We start from the raw sequence: 14,190 nt of genomic DNA, 5'->3' as shown, positions 1-14,190 counted from the left end.
GTTCTCCTGCACCCGCTTGAGGCGGTTCTCGTCGGCATCGACAGCCACCACGCCGGCCAGCTTGGGTTGACGCTCCAGCAGGTGAGCCGTCGTGGCGCCCGGGGGGGCGCCCCCCCCCCCCCCCCCCCCCCCCACGGCGACTATCGTCTGCAAGCCGCCCCGCCCATGACATTGGCCAGGATGTGGATCAGCCTGCGCTTCAACGACTACCCCAACCTGTTTGCCATGGACAGCTACCACTCAGACCGTGACATGACCGGCATCGACTATGTGCGCTTTCCCATCCATCTCGGCATCGTCAGCTACCGTATCTGCTTCGTCAGCCCCCAGCAGAAAAACGCCGTCGCCAGGGTGACCAGCCTGGCGCAGTTGAAAAAGTTCGACCTGGGTCAGGGCAAGGGCTGGCTTGATGTGAAGATCCTGCAGCAAGCCGGGTTCCGGGTGCAGGAGGTGGAAGGCTACGAGCAGCTGTTCAAGATGGTGGCACGTGGCCGCTTCGATCTCTTCTGCCGCGGGATCAACGAGTTGCCTCAGGAGAAGCTGAACCACAAGGGGATAAAAGGGCTGGTCATGGATGAGAACATAGCCCTCTACTACCCCCTGCCCCGCGTCTTCTTCACCCACAATGCCAATCGGCAGGCGATCCAGCGGGTACAGGCCGGGCTCAAGGCCGCCTGGCGAGACGGCTCGCTGCAGGCGCACTGGCTCAAGACCTTCAAGCCCTCACTCACCTTCGCCCACCTCAACACCCGCCGCCTGTTCCGGCTGGAGAACCCCTTCATCAAGGACATAGATTTCGACTACCAGGCCTATTTCTACGACCCCGTCCACGGCCGTTTCGGCCCGGGCGAACCCTGAACGGACCTTGCCCGGGCAGCGACATCCTCGGCCGACAGCCCCAGCCCGCGCCTATTGAAGCACGCCTCAGCAAAAAGCCCGGGTCACTGACCCGGGCTTTTTCATGGCGGACAGCTGGCAGAAGCCGCGCCTACTCCTCGATAAAGGTCCACTCGTCCCGCACCCGGCTGATGGCATCGAGCCGGCGCTTGGCGAGCTGCTCGCGAATGGCTTCGCCCTTGAAACCGGCTGCAACTATCTCCTTCACGGGCACGACCTGGGCTGCGCCGAGCGCCTGGGCCACATAATCGGGCTCGGCATAGACCCGCTCCTCAAAGCCGGTTCGGCCGTGGAAATCGGCGCGGCAGGCGTCCAGCAGCTGGGCGAAACGCTCGGGTCTGCGCCAGGCATCCGCCTTGTCGAACACCTTGAGCAGGGTCGCGGGCTTGAGTTCGAAGGCGATGTGGATATGAGTGTGCAGATCGCTCACCAACAGCGCCAGATCGCGGCAGTCGTTCGGCACCCGAAAACGCTCGCAAAAGTCGCGGATCAGCGGCAGTCCCTTCTGGCCGTGACCGTGGTGGCTCGGCCAGAAGGCGGGCGGGGTCAGCCCCTTGCCAAAGTCGTGGCACAGGGCGGCGAAGCGCACCGCCAGCTCGGGGGAGAGGCGACACGCCTGCCCCAGCACCATGAGAGTGTGGATGCCTGTGTCTATCTCCGGGTGCCACTTGGCGGGCGCCGGCACACCGAACAGGGCGTCCAGCTCCGGGAACAGCGCCTTGAGGGCGCCACATTCACGCAGTACCTCGAAGAAGATCTGGGGGGTCTCGCCCAGCAGCACCTTCTCCAGTTCCTTCCAGACCCGCTCCGGGGTCAGGTGGGCCAGCTCGCCGGCATCGGTCATCTCGCGCATCAGCGCCAGCGTCTCGGAAGCCACCACGAAGCCCTGGGCATGGAAACGGGCGGCGAAGCGGGCGACCCGCAGGATGCGCAGCGGATCCTCGGCAAAGGCCGGGGAGACGTGACGCAGCACCCGCCGCTCCAGATCCTGGATGCCGCCGTAGGGATCATGCAGCCGACCCTCTTCATCCTCGGCGATGGCATTGACGGTGAGATCCCGGCGCAGCAGATCCTGCTCCAGCGTCACCTCGGGGGAGGCGTGGCAGACAAACCCGGTATAACCGCGGCCCTGCTTGCGTTCGGTGCGGGCCAGCGCGTACTCCTGCTGGGTCTTGGGATGGAGAAACACGGGGAAGTCGCGGCCAACCTGGGTGAACCCAAGCGCCAGCATCTGCTCCACGGTCGCCCCCACCACCAGGTGATCCCGATCGCCCTGCGGCAATCCCAGCAGGCGATCCCGCACCGCGCCCCCAACCAGATAAGTCTGCAATCTCTGTCTCCCTTGATAAACCTGCCTCGATTATACCGGTTTTGTCTGGCGGGCACGATGACACCGCCACTCCCCCCCAATCACGCTACCGTGATCCCCCGACAGGCGCTGTACCCCCTCCTCACGACAACCAGATCACACTCGATAAAAACAGCGGTTGTGGCTGCCAGCCGCGCCAGCCCCCCTTATGGCATCCGGGTCTTTGACATCCCAGTGGGGAGGCTTTAACCTGCCGCCCATAACAATGGAATGGATCCTTATGTACACACAGTTCTTCGGTCTGTCGGAGCCCCCGTTCTCCATCTCGCCCAACCCCAAATACCTCTATATGAGTGAACGTCACGGGGAGGCCCTCGCCCACCTAAACTACGGGTTGCAGGATGGGGGAGGCTTCGTGTTGCTGACCGGGGAAGTGGGAACCGGTAAAACCACCGTCTCCCGCTGCCTGCTGCAACAGTTGCCGGCCGAGACCGAGATCGCCTACATCCTCAATCCATCCCTGACCGAGCGTGACCTGCTGGCGGCCATCTGTGACGAGTTCCAGCTGCCGTACGACAAGGACGCCGGTCTCAAGCTGCTGTTCGATCTCATTCGCGATCACCTGCTGGCCAACCTGGCGGCGGGCAAGCGCAGCGTGGTGCTGGTGGATGAAGCCCAGCATCTGCTGCCCGGCGTGCTGGAGCAACTGCGCCTGCTCACCAATCTGGAAACCGACGAGAAGAAGCTGCTGCAAGTAGTGCTTATCGGTCAGCCAGAGCTGCAACAGATGCTGCGCCAGCCCCTGCTGCGCCAGCTGGCCCAGCGCATCACGGCACGTTATCACCTGCTGCCGCTGTCGCATCAGGACGTGGATGCCTATGTCCGCTTCCGGCTGCAGGTCGCGGGCTGCGTGCAGCCCATCTTTACCCCCAAGGCGCTCCAGACCCTGCATCGCCTCTCCGGCGGCATTCCCCGCCTCATCAACCTCATCTGCGATCGCGCCCTGATCGCCGCCTTCGCCCGTGGCAGCCACAAGATAGTGCACGGCGACATCAGCCTGGCGGCTTATGAGGTGAGCGGCATTCGCGACGAAGGCACCTGGCAGTCCGGCCTCATGGTCGCCCTGGCAGGGGCCTTGCTGGTCGCGACCGGCTGGTGGGGCTGGCAGTTCTTCGGCTTCTTCCCCGAGCGCCCCGTGATCAAGGTGGAGGTGCCGGTCAAGGTGGACGACACCCCGGAGCAGCAGGAGCAGCTGACCCGCGCCATCAATCAGGCGCTGGAGCCGGATAGCGCCATGCAGAATCTCTACAAGGTGTGGGGCTACCAGACCGAGCTGGAGGAGGCGACCTGTGACAACGCACCGCGCGCCGGCTTGCGCTGCCAGGAGGGGGACGCCTCGCTGGCGGAGCTGCAGGCCCTGCAGCACCCGGCCCTCATCAGCCTGACCGACGAGACGGGCGGCATCTATTACGCAACCCTGGTCAGCTTGGGGCCGGACAAGGCCAACCTGCTCATCGGCAACCAGAGCTGGCAAGTGGACAGGCAGTGGCTGTCCGACTTCTGGGGCGGCAGCTACACCCTGCTCTGGCGCATGCCCAAGGGCGGCGTCGCCCTGATCGGCAACAATGCCGGGGCGACCCAGGTGCAGTGGCTGGACAACGCCCTCAGCCGTGCCCTGCAACAGCCGGATCGCAAGGTGCGTCGCTTCGACGCCGAGCTCAAGAGCAAGTTGCAGCAGTTCCAGCGCGAGCAAGGGCTCAACCCGGACGGCATCGCCGGCAGCAATACCCTGCTGCGCCTCAACGTGATGGCCGGTGAACCCATGCCGAAGCTGGAAGATGAGTCCCAGCGCGCCAGCACACCGGCCAAGCCGGATACCATGAACGATGAGCCCATGGCCACATTGTCGGAGGAGGCTTCCTGATGTCTACCCTGCTCAAGGCACTGCGCCGGGCCGACCAGCCCCAGTTCACCCCCCATATTCCGGCGATGGGGCTGCCCGTCACTCAGGAAGAGGAGCAGAACCGGCGCTGGATCTGGTGGCTGCTGGCTCCGCTTGCCCTGCTGATGGGGGCGGGCGCCAACTATGGCTGGCACCTGCTCAACAACCGCCCCATCGAGAAGACGGTGGAGGTGAAAGAGGTGGTCACGCCGCCATTCGTGCGGGTCGAACCCAGGCCCATGATCACCCGCCCGCTGCCCCCGCCGCTGCCGGAACCCGTGGTGCGCCCCAGAGTCGCCCCCAATGACAGTGCCCCTGCCGCCAACGCCAGTCAGGGGCTGGCCGAGCGCATTTTGAATGCACTCAACAGCACACCGCTGATGGAGGATACGGCGCCACAGGCCCAGAACGAACCTCAGGCCATGCCAATCAGCGCCCTGCCGCAGGAACTGAAGCAACGGATCCCCGCCCTGGCCTACGGTTCCCACGTCTTCTCGTCCAACCCGGCCAAACGGGCCGTGATGCTGAACGGACGTGAGTTTCGCGAGGGCAGCGAAGTCGCGCCCGGACTGACCCTGATCGCCATCGCCCAGGATTACATCATCCTGCAGGTGGCGGGCCAGAACGTCAGCCTCAAGGCGCTGCAGGACTGGCGTGGCTGATCCCATTGCGACCCAAAGGCCAGATCAGCCACGCTGATTTGGCGGCCATTTCAAGAGGGAGCCTGAGAGCTCCCCTTTTTAATCAATAACATGAGAGCCATGTGAGCAATTCAGACAACACCACCTTCGCCACCCGGATCCTGGACTGGTACCAGATCCACGGCCGCAAGACCCTGCCCTGGCAGCAGGACAAGACACCGTATCGGGTCTGGGTCTCCGAGATCATGCTGCAGCAGACCCAGGTCGCCACCGTGATCCCCTATTATCAACGCTTCATGGCTCGCTTCCCCGACGTGCAGGCCCTGGCCCATGCCCCCATCGACGAGGTGCTGCACCACTGGACCGGGCTCGGCTATTACGCCCGCGCCCGCAACCTGCACAAGGCGGCCCGGCAGATCTGCGAGCTGCACGGCGGCCTGTTCCCGGAGCGGCTGGAAGAGGTCATGGCGCTACCGGGGATCGGCCGCTCCACCGCGGGTGCCGTGCTCTCCCTTTCTCTCGGCCAGCCCCACGCCATTCTGGACGGCAACGTGAAGCGGGTACTCACCCGCTGGCTGGCGCTGCCGGGCTGGCCCGGCCAGAAACAGGTGGAGAACGATCTGTGGGAACTGGCCATCCGCCTCACGCCCAAGCTCGGTGTAGCCCACTACAACCAGGCCATGATGGACATGGGGGCCACCGTCTGCACCCGCAGCAAACCCGCCTGCGAGCGCTGCCCTGTGCAGGCAGATTGCCAGGGACTGTCGCAGGGCAAGCCCACCGCCTATCCCAACAGCAAGCCCAAGAAGAGCATTCCGGCCCGCACTGGCATCATGTTGCTCATTCGTCACGGCGACCAGCTGTTGCTGGAGAAGCGGCCGCCACAGGGGATCTGGGGCGGGCTCTACTGCTTCCCGCAGGTGGAGTCGCTGACGGAGGTCGAAGGGCTGATGCAGCGGCTCGGGCTGAGCGGCCATGATTATCGGGAACTCAGCGGATTTCGGCATACATTCAGCCACTTCCATCTCGATATTCAGCCTTTCCTGATTGAAATGGATGCGCCACCGGCCCCCCAGCTCATGGAAGCGGATAACCGACTCTGGTATAACTTACGCCATCCTGCAGAGGTGGGTCTGGCTGCCGCCACGGCCCGCCTGCTCGCCTACCCGGACTTACAACCATAGAGGTCAACATGAGCCGTACTGTATTTTGCCAACGCCTGAAAAAAGAGGGCCCGGGCCTGGATTTCCAACTCTATCCCGGTGAACTCGGCAAGCGGATTTTTGACAACATCAGCAAGGAAGCCTGGACCGAATGGCAGAAGAAGCAGGTGATGCTGATCAACGAGAAGAAGCTGAACATGATGAATCTGGAGCATCGTCAGCTGCTGGAAAAAGAGATGGTGAGCTACCTGTTTGAAGCGGGTGAAGTGGCCATAGACGGTTATACCCCTCCCAGCCAGTGACCGGCCTATGAGTTGTACCTGTGAGCAATCAACGACGATGCGTCTCTCGGTTCACAGACTGACCTATGAGTTGTATCTGTGGGCCATCGACTGCGGTACAGCTCGCAGCCAATGAATGACGGGCGGCCCCGCCGCCCAGTTTGAGGATCCTATGGGCCGAATTTTTTGGCTGCTGTGTACCCTGCTGTTTCTCTCTGCCTGCTCATCCTCCCCCAAGCCCAGCGGGAGTGAGGATGATGATCTGGTCAACGGCAAGGACATTCGCGGTTTCGAACACATGATCAGCGCACTCTCCCATAACGTGAACGAGATATGGGGGCGCGAGGCGCTGTTCGCCGGTAAATTTGACTACGTCAAATACACGGATCAGTACAAGAGCCGGGCTCACATCGACTTCTCCAGCGGCCATATCATGGTGGAAACCGTCTCCGGGATCGACCCCCGTGCCCACCTGCGCCGTGCCATCATAGAAACCCTGCTGACCCCGGACGACCCGGCAGAAGTGGATCTTTACTCAGACCGTGAAATCCTGCCCGGCGGCGAACCCTTCCTCTATGGTCAGGTGCTGGACAACCTGGGCCAGCCGATCCGCTTCGACTGGCGCGCCGAGCGCTACGCCGATTACCTGCTCAGCACGGCGATGAAGAAGCGGACCCTGGGGATACGCACCATCTTCTTCGTCGATATCCCCATGGTGGCCAACCACGAGGACAGACGGGGTTACAAGTATGCCGGCATCATACGGGAAGCGTCCCGCAAGTACGGGGTCGCCGAGAGCCTCATTTACGCGGTGATCAAGACCGAGAGCAGCTTCAACCCCTATGCGGTCAGCCACGCCAACGCCTATGGTCTGATGCAGGTGATCCCGGCCACCGCCGGACGGGACGTCTACGTGCGGGTCAAAGGCAAGAACGGCCAGCCGACCCGGGAGGACCTGTTCAATCCTGCCTACAACATAGACGTGGGCACTGCCTACCTGCACCTGTTGCAGACCGTCTATCTGGTGGACATTCAGGATCCGCTCTCTCGCCGCTATGCCGTCATCTCGGCCTACAACGGCGGTGCCGGCGGAGTGCTGAATACTTTCTCCAGCGACCGCAAGGCCGCGCCCGGCATGATCAACCAGCTCTCCCCCGAGGCTGTGTACCAGATCCTGACCGAACAGCATCCCAAGGCGGAGGCCAGACGCTATCTCTACAAGGTCAATCAGGCCGAGAAGGGATTCAAGCGCACGCTGGCCCGCACCGGCTAAACAGACAAACAGCAAAAGGGCGCCTCCATGGAGGCGCCCTTTTTTACGTCTGGCGTGCAAGTTCAAGCCTTATTTGGCGATGAACCCGCCCTTGCTCTGCGGTGCTGCACCGACCTTCTCCAGGCTATCCACCTCTACCTCGGTCTTGTTCCAGCTGTGGTCCACCTCGCCACGAATACGGATCAGATCGTCCGGGCCCACTTCAATACCGCGCCACACATCCTGATCCACTTCGACTTCCACCTCGCCACTGGCGTCACGGAACATGTAGTTCTCGCCGCCCAGGTGCTTGACCAGCTTCCCTTCCAGGGTGGCCCAGCTGTCATCGGCCAGATCCTTCAACTGAGTGACGGACACCTTGTTTTGCTCCTGCGGGCCGGTATAGGCCGCCATGGCAAAAGAAGAGATGGACATCAGGGTCAACAGACCGATTACGCTTGCCTTGTTCATTTCATGCTCCTGTCATTGGGTACGGGAGCAGTGTGCACGCCGGGGCGTGAAACAAACGTGAAGCCTCCCCATCTGGGTGAGGGGATGTGAGCGTAATCGATTTAATCATCCCCGCCTGCTGCGAAATTTAATTCGGCTGGATACCCTGCAAGATGGCAAAACAGCTTCCCAGCCCGTTTGCCTATCGAGGAATAGCCTGCAGGCACCACCTGCTTTCAAATCAACGAGAACAACAAGATGAAAAAATGGTTTGTGTGTTTATTGGGATTGGCCGCGCTGACAGTTCAGGCAGCCGACAGCCGTCCCGCCTTCTCCCGGATAGTGATGTTTGGCGACAGCCTCTCCGATACCGGCAAGATGTACAGCAAGATGCGCGGTTACCTCCCATCCAGTCCCCCGTACTATCAGGGCCGCTTCTCCAACGGACCGGTCTGGCTGGAGCAGCTGACCAAGCAGTTCCCTGGGCTGACCATCGCCAACGAGGCGGAAGGCGGAGCCACCGCAGTGGCTTACAACAAGATCTCCTGGAATCCCAAGTATCAGGTCATCAACAACCTGGACTACGAGGTCACCCAGTTCCTGCAAAAAGACAGCTTCAAGCCGGACGATCTGGTGATCCTCTGGGTCGGTGCCAACGACTATCTGGCCTATGGCTGGAACACAGAACAGGATGCCAAGCGGGTGCGCGACGCCATCAGCGATGCGGCCAACCGCATGGTGCTGAACGGTGCCAAGCAGATACTGCTGTTCAACCTGCCGGATCTGGGCCAGAACCCGTCGGCCCGCAGCCAGAAGGTGGTCGAGGCGGCCAGCCATGTCTCCGCCTACCACAACCAGCTGCTGCTGAACCTGGCACGCCAGCTGGCCCCTACCGGCATGGTGAAACTGTTCGAGATCGACAAACAGTTTGCCGAGATGCTGCGTGATCCGCAGAATTTTGGCCTGAGCGACACAGAAAATGCCTGCTACGGTGGCAGCTATGTATGGAAGCCGTTTGCTTCCAGCACTGACAGCCAGCTCTCCGCCTTCAACCCGCAGGAGCGCCTCGCCATCGCCGGCAACCCGCTGCTGGCACAGGCCGTCGCCAGCCCTATGGCCCGCCGCAGCGCCAGCACCCTCGACTGTGAGGGCAAGATGTTCTGGGATCAGGTCCACCCAACCACGGTCGTGCACGCCGCCCTGAGCGAGCGCGCCGCCACCTTCATCGAGAGCCAGTACGAGTTCCTCGCCCACTGATGACAAGGGGCCGACACTCGGTCGGCCCCTCTTCTGCCTCGTCACGACAACCTCCATCAGCGACAGCGCTGCACGATACCGCCGCCTGATGATGGTCAGCGCCAAGCACAGCCCTATCTCTTGCCCTTCATGCCCACCTCGGTGCGATCCTGCCTATTGCTTGCCACCTCGTTCCAGAGATCAAATTACACCACCCAACTGCGGCAATAATAATCACAATATGTTTTATATCAGTTGCTTGAGAACCCATGAAAAGCGACTACCTTTAATCTGTTGTGGCTGTGCTATAAGCCCCGACCCATAAGGAGAGGCGACCTCAAAACAACCTCCCCCCCAATATGAAATTGCAGAGGCTCAACATGAATAAAACACTGATTACCTTGCTGGTTTCAGGTTTGCTTGCGGCCAACGCCCAGGCTGCCGGACAAGACAACACCTGGTATGGCGGCGCCAAGCTGGGTTGGTCCAACTTCTATGGTATTGATGAAAGCAATAATTTTGCTTTGGACAATGAAACAAATGATGCATTGGGGGCCGGTTTGTTTGCCGGATACCAAGTCAACCGCAATCTAGGCATCGAATATGGTTATGATTATCTAGGTAAATATAAATATGATGCCTTCACAACAACTGGAGTAGCTTTCCATGATGAAGTGCAGGCTCAACTTGTTCATCTGACCTTGAAGTTGGGACTCCCTGTCACTGATAACCTAGATCTATACGGTCGTGTTGGTGGTGGATATGCTGCAGCCAACAGCGACCTAAAGGGGGGGGATGGTCGATTTAACTTTGTTGGTGCATTAGGCAGTGAGTATGCCTTCAACCGCGAGTGGGCTGCCCGTCTTGAATATCAATATTCCACACCATATGGCAGTCGTGATGATACTGGGCTGCGTATGGACAACGGCCTGCTGGCGGTCGCCGTGGTCTACCGCTTCGGTCAGGTCGCTCCCGTGGTCGCGGCCCCGGTGCCAGCCCCCGTACCGGAACCCGTGGTGGTCGACAAGCAGTTCACCCTGAGTTCGGACGTGCTGTTCGACTTCAACAAGGCGACCCTCAAAGCGGAAGGTGGGCAGGCGCTGGATAACCTCTACGGCCAGATTGAGCAGGCCCGACCCAAGGATGGCGTTGCCACCGTGATCGGCTATACCGACCGTATCGGCTCGGATGCCTATAACCAGAAGCTTTCCGAGCAGCGTGCCCAAACAGTCGCCGATTACCTGGTCGGCAAGGGCCTGCCGGCAGGCAAGGTCAATGTGGAAGGACGTGGCAAGGGTTCCCCTGTCACCGGCGATAGCTGCACCAGCAAATCCAAGCGTGAGCTGATCGTCTGCCTGGCTCCGGATCGTCGGGTCGAGGTCAAGGTGGAAGGGGTATCTGAAGCCCAGCAGTAAGTGCGTGACACCGCGTTCGCGGTGTCTGGATAAAAAACGGGAGGCCTCTGGCCTCCCGTTTTCATTCATGACTGCGGCCTCAGGCGCCCTTTCGCACCTCTGCCGCAATCTGGTCGAGCAGTTGCTGCCAGCCCTGTCCCAGTTCGCTGACCAGGGAGCCATAACCATCCTCTGGCAACACCCGCACCTGCTGGAAGGGAACATCACGCAGGACAGTGCCCTCCTCCGTCAGCAGTCGCCAGCGACCACTCAGCACCGCGCGCCCGTCGTGGCGCCCCTGGAAACGTTCGACCGAGATGGTCAGCACAGGCCCCTTGCGAGCACCGTCCTGACGCACCACCCAGCCGGGCAGCCGGCTGGAGAGGCCGTTCAGGGTCAGCTGATTGAGCTGGGCATCGAGAGAGCCGGCCCAGCGATGGTACTCGGCGAAGTGCAGCTCCTTGCCTTCCAGCTGATAGACCAGGCTGATCCTGTCCAGCTGGCCGGACAGGGTGACGGGGCGCAGCACCAGCTGATGCTGCGGTTGCGCCGTCATCGTGGTTGGCTGCTGCGCTTCGGTGTCGAGGGAGTAGTAGTGCAGCGCCGTCGGGGCCGAACTGCAACCCGCAAGCAGGCCCAGCAAGACCAGCGTCATCATAGGTTTTTTCATCATTGGCCTCGCTTGGGCTCGGGATCACGGGGACGGGCGCGATCGAAGATCAACGAACTCGGCTGCTCGTTGAGCGAATGCACCAGTGGCTGCAGCTCACGCATCAGCTGATTGAGCGATTGTACCGACTGACGCAGATCCTGATTGGTCTGGGAGTTGGCATCGTACTCTTGCAGAGTGCGCTGCAACTGCTTCAGACTGTCGTTCAGGGACACCGGCAACTGCTGGGTCGCGCTCTGGCCGGTAAACTTGTCCAGATTGGCGCTCACCGCGCTGACGTTCTTGAGGGTCTGGTCCAGAGTGGCCAGGGTATGGTTGACCTGGGTCAGGGTCTGGGACGTGTCCATATCGACGAACTTGTCGAGGATCTGGTTCACCTTGCGCTCGATCTGGTCCAACCCGGCCTGTACGGTCGGGAACACCTGATAACCGGCCAGCTTGATGGTCTGATACTTGGGTGCATCCGGATAGAAGTTCAGATCCACTACCTTGCCACCGGTCAACAGGCTGGACGTTTTGAGCGTCGCCCGCAACCCCTCCTGGAACTGCTTGCCGAACAGGGCGCGCCACTGCTCCTTCTCCGCATTGGCGTAGCGATGAGAGAGGCGCTGCACCTCGATACGTGCCAATACCGGTATCTGCCGGTTCTGGAATATCTGCACCCCTTTCTCGTCAATGAGATAGGGGGCCGAGATGACGGTACCGACCCGAATGCCGCGATACTCCACCGCCGCCCCCGGATGCAGGCCGCCGACGCTGTCTTCAAACAGGAAAACGTAATCGATGAACTGATCCAGACTACCGGCCAGTACGCTGGCCTGATCCTCAAACAGAGTGAAGTCATCCATCTGCCTGGCTGGCTCGCCAGGTGCCCAGCCCGGAGGCAGGCCCATGGTGATGCCGCCGTCGAGCAGGCTCTCCAGCGAATCCATCTTCACCTTCATCCCCTCGCTGCTCATGGAGACCTCGAATCCTGGCGTCATCCAGAAGCGGGAGTTGCTGCTCACCAGCATGTCATAGGGGGCGTTGATGAAGATCTGGTACTGCATCTCACTCTTCTCGGGCAGGAATTTCGCCTCTTCCACCTGACCTATGGTGAAGCCCTGGTAGTTGATGGGCGAGCCCACCCCGAGCGCACGGGTATCCCGGCTGCTCAGGGAGAGCCGCAACCCCTTGGCATCCAGGGAGGCCAGCGGTGGCTTGTCCAGCATCGCGTACTCGTCCCGCGCCTTGCCCTTCTTGCCGGGAGCCAGTTCGATGTAGGCGCCGGAGAGCAGGGTGCCGAGACCCGACACCCCTTCCCGGCCAATCCTGGGCTTGACCACCCAGAACTGGCTGTCTTTCTTGAGCATGCCGGCGGCGGCATTGGTCAGGCGAGCCTTCAGCACTGCATGGCTGTAGTCCTTGCTGAGCTCCACCGCCTCAATACGACCCACTTCCACCTCGCGGGAGCGGATCACCGTCTTGCCCGCCACTATGCCTTCGGCGGTGGCCACGGTCAGGGTGAAGCTGGGACCTTGCGAATACCAGTGCTGGAACAACATCCAGATGCCGATGAACAGCGCCAGCAGCGGCACCATCCAGATTGCGGCGGCCGAGCTCAGAAAATCAGAGCCGGGTTTCCACCTTTTCTTACGCTCACTCACGTTCGCGTTCTCCTTGTTGTAAATCCCAGATCAGGCGGGAATCGAAACTCATTGCAGCCACCATGGTGATCAGCACCACACCCGCAAATGCGACGGCCGCGGGGCCCGGATAAATGGTCATCAGGTTATCGAGCCGGATCAGGCCCGCCAGAATGGCCACCACGAAGACGTCGATCATTGACCAGCGTCCCACAAATTCAGTCATGCGATAGAGTTTTAGCTTGCCAAGGGGTGAGGCCCCATGACCGCGCTGTACCATATAGCAAAGCCACAACAGCGCCAGGATTTTCACCAGCGGAACCACCACGCTGGCAAAGAAGATCACCGCGGCTATAGGGTAGGAGCCCATGGCCCACAGCAAGACCACGCCGCCGAGAATGGTGGAGGGGCTGTCATCCCCCAAGAAGACGGTGTCCATGATGGGATACAAGTTGGCGGGCACATAGAGGATCACGGAAGTAAAGAGCAGGGCCCAGGTCCGGTTCAGGCCGCCCGGCTTGCGGCTGTGCAGCTTGCCGCCGCAGCGCGGGCAGCTGTGTTCACCCGCTTCGCTCAGGGCGCCGCAGATGTGACAACTCACCAACCCGGACGCCATGGCCCCCGCCTCGGCATCCACATCCAGCTCGCGGACCTCGGTCGGGCCGAACAGCCGTTGCCACAGCCACATCCGGTCCAGCGACGAGATCATCTTGATGAGCAGCACTGTATAGCCGACGAAGGCCCAAAACGACAGCCCCATCTTGATGTCGGCCATCCCCATCAGTTTGACCAGCGAGATGAGCACCCCGATCAGGAACACATCCACCATCAGCCAGGGCTTGATCCGGCACAGCAGCCGGCCAAGAGAGCGCAGGGCATTGCTGTGCAAATCCTTGTCGACCCGCCACAGCACCAGCATGATGGAGCCGATGTAGACCAGCGGCAGGCCGATCAGGGTCAGACTCAGTACGGCGCCCAGAAACAGATAGCCCTGATCCACCAGGGTGGTGATGCACTGCAGAAACGTCATCTCCTGCCCCACCCCCTTGGCCGAGAAGGACATGAAGGTAAAGGCGTTGGAGAGCACGAACATGATGATGGCTGCAAAGCCATAAGCGATTGGCCTGCGCTCCTGCTCCGGCAGATGGCAGCTCAGGGTATGACCGCAACGCGGACAGCTGCTCGCCTCCCCCACGGCCAATGTGGTGGCCGGCACCAGCAGGTCACACTCTTCACACGCGGTCGCGTCATGGGTATAGGTGGGTTGGTGTTGGTTTGAAACCGGATGCAAAATGAAACCCCAGCATGAGGTCCGCCACGGGACCAGAGC

Annotated in this window: 12 protein-coding genes and 1 pseudogene; 8 read left to right on the top strand and 5 right to left on the bottom strand. The window is 61.2% G+C overall.

Annotated elements, in window-relative coordinates:
• Positions 1-132 precede the first annotated feature (132 nt).
• Positions 133-858, top strand: a pseudogene (locus ACW5XD_RS11490) (hypothetical protein); the annotation flags it as partial.
• A gap of 130 nt (positions 859-988) precedes the next feature.
• On the opposite strand, the gene ACW5XD_RS11485 reads toward ACW5XD_RS11490, so the two are convergent.
• Positions 989-2,227 carry a multifunctional CCA addition/repair protein gene (locus ACW5XD_RS11485; RefSeq protein WP_456494990.1) on the bottom strand — a complete coding sequence of 413 codons (1,239 nt, stop codon included), beginning with the start codon at positions 2,225-2,227 and terminating at the stop codon, positions 989-991.
• A gap of 259 nt (positions 2,228-2,486) precedes the next feature.
• Between ACW5XD_RS11485 and ACW5XD_RS11480 the strand changes: the two genes are divergently transcribed.
• From ACW5XD_RS11480 to mltC, 5 genes are all read left to right on the top strand, one after another.
• On the top strand, positions 2,487-4,130 hold the full coding sequence (locus ACW5XD_RS11480) for an ExeA family protein (RefSeq protein WP_456494989.1): 1,644 nt from the start codon (positions 2,487-2,489) through the stop codon (positions 4,128-4,130).
• A complete protein-coding gene (gene exeB, locus ACW5XD_RS11475) occupies positions 4,130-4,810 on the top strand; it encodes a GspB family T2SS assembly factor variant ExeB (RefSeq protein WP_456494988.1) in 681 nt (226 codons plus the stop codon). Before ACW5XD_RS11480 ends, exeB begins: the two co-directional genes overlap by 1 nt.
• A 101-nt stretch (positions 4,811-4,911) precedes the next feature.
• Positions 4,912-5,973 (top strand): A/G-specific adenine glycosylase, encoded by a 1,062-nt coding sequence (gene mutY / locus ACW5XD_RS11470; RefSeq protein ID WP_456494987.1) that lies wholly within the window; start codon positions 4,912-4,914, stop codon positions 5,971-5,973.
• 8 nt (positions 5,974-5,981) lie between these two features.
• On the top strand, positions 5,982-6,254 hold the full coding sequence (locus ACW5XD_RS11465; RefSeq protein WP_005313967.1) for an oxidative damage protection protein: 273 nt from the start codon (positions 5,982-5,984) through the stop codon (positions 6,252-6,254).
• A gap of 151 nt (positions 6,255-6,405) precedes the next feature.
• On the top strand, positions 6,406-7,506 hold the full coding sequence (gene mltC, locus ACW5XD_RS11460; RefSeq protein ID WP_456494986.1) for a membrane-bound lytic murein transglycosylase MltC: 1,101 nt from the start codon (positions 6,406-6,408) through the stop codon (positions 7,504-7,506).
• 69 nt (positions 7,507-7,575) lie between these two features.
• Here the strand turns inward: mltC and ACW5XD_RS11455 are convergent, their stop codons facing one another.
• Positions 7,576-7,956, bottom strand: coding sequence for a YgiW/YdeI family stress tolerance OB fold protein (locus tag ACW5XD_RS11455; RefSeq protein ID WP_456494985.1), 381 nt, complete (start codon positions 7,954-7,956; stop codon positions 7,576-7,578).
• A gap of 237 nt (positions 7,957-8,193) precedes the next feature.
• On the opposite strand from ACW5XD_RS11455, the gene ACW5XD_RS11450 reads away from it, so the two are divergent.
• Together ACW5XD_RS11450 and ompA are read left to right on the top strand one after the other, a co-directional pair.
• Positions 8,194-9,192, top strand: coding sequence for an SGNH/GDSL hydrolase family protein (locus ACW5XD_RS11450; RefSeq protein WP_456494984.1), 999 nt, complete (start codon positions 8,194-8,196; stop codon positions 9,190-9,192).
• Positions 9,193-9,551: 359 nt separating this feature from the next.
• On the top strand, positions 9,552-10,586 hold the full coding sequence (ompA, locus tag ACW5XD_RS11445) for a porin OmpA (protein ID WP_456494983.1): 1,035 nt from the start codon (positions 9,552-9,554) through the stop codon (positions 10,584-10,586).
• 79 nt (positions 10,587-10,665) lie between these two features.
• Here ompA and ACW5XD_RS11440 read toward each other — a convergent pair whose 3' ends face one another.
• From ACW5XD_RS11440 to ACW5XD_RS11430, 3 genes are read right to left on the bottom strand one after another with little or no spacing between them, the layout of a single operon-like run.
• Positions 10,666-11,235 (bottom strand): PqiC family protein, encoded by a 570-nt coding sequence (locus tag ACW5XD_RS11440; protein WP_456494982.1) that lies wholly within the window; start codon positions 11,233-11,235, stop codon positions 10,666-10,668.
• Positions 11,235-12,881, bottom strand: a complete 1,647-nt coding sequence (pqiB, locus tag ACW5XD_RS11435) for an intermembrane transport protein PqiB (protein WP_456494981.1) — start codon at positions 12,879-12,881, stop codon at positions 11,235-11,237. Before pqiB ends, ACW5XD_RS11440 begins: the two co-directional genes overlap by 1 nt.
• A complete protein-coding gene (locus tag ACW5XD_RS11430; RefSeq protein WP_456494980.1) occupies positions 12,874-14,151 on the bottom strand; it encodes a PqiA/YebS family transporter subunit in 1,278 nt (425 codons plus the stop codon). Before ACW5XD_RS11430 ends, pqiB begins: the two co-directional genes overlap by 8 nt.
• Between the last annotated feature and the right edge of the window lie 39 nt (positions 14,152-14,190).

Source organism: Aeromonas enterica, from assembly GCF_054052465.1.
This window is presented reverse-complemented; position numbering and strand designations above follow the sequence as displayed.

Bases quoted from the DNA above. Each gene is read 5' to 3' on its own strand.
- exeB (WP_456494988.1), top strand. From the start codon at position 4,130: ATGTCTACCCTGCTCAAGGCACTGCGCCGGGCCGACCAGCCCCAGTTC.
- ACW5XD_RS11480 (WP_456494989.1), top strand. From the start codon at position 2,487: ATGTACACACAGTTCTTCGGTCTGTCGGAGCCCCCGTTCTCCATCTCG.
- ACW5XD_RS11455 (WP_456494985.1), bottom strand. From the start codon at position 7,956: ATGAACAAGGCAAGCGTAATCGGTCTGTTGACCCTGATGTCCATCTCT.
- mltC (WP_456494986.1), top strand. From the start codon at position 6,406: ATGGGCCGAATTTTTTGGCTGCTGTGTACCCTGCTGTTTCTCTCTGCC.
- ACW5XD_RS11450 (WP_456494984.1), top strand. From the start codon at position 8,194: ATGAAAAAATGGTTTGTGTGTTTATTGGGATTGGCCGCGCTGACAGTT.
- ACW5XD_RS11440 (WP_456494982.1), bottom strand. From the start codon at position 11,235: ATGAAAAAACCTATGATGACGCTGGTCTTGCTGGGCCTGCTTGCGGGT.
- ompA (WP_456494983.1), top strand. From the start codon at position 9,552: ATGAATAAAACACTGATTACCTTGCTGGTTTCAGGTTTGCTTGCGGCC.
- ACW5XD_RS11465 (WP_005313967.1), top strand. From the start codon at position 5,982: ATGAGCCGTACTGTATTTTGCCAACGCCTGAAAAAAGAGGGCCCGGGC.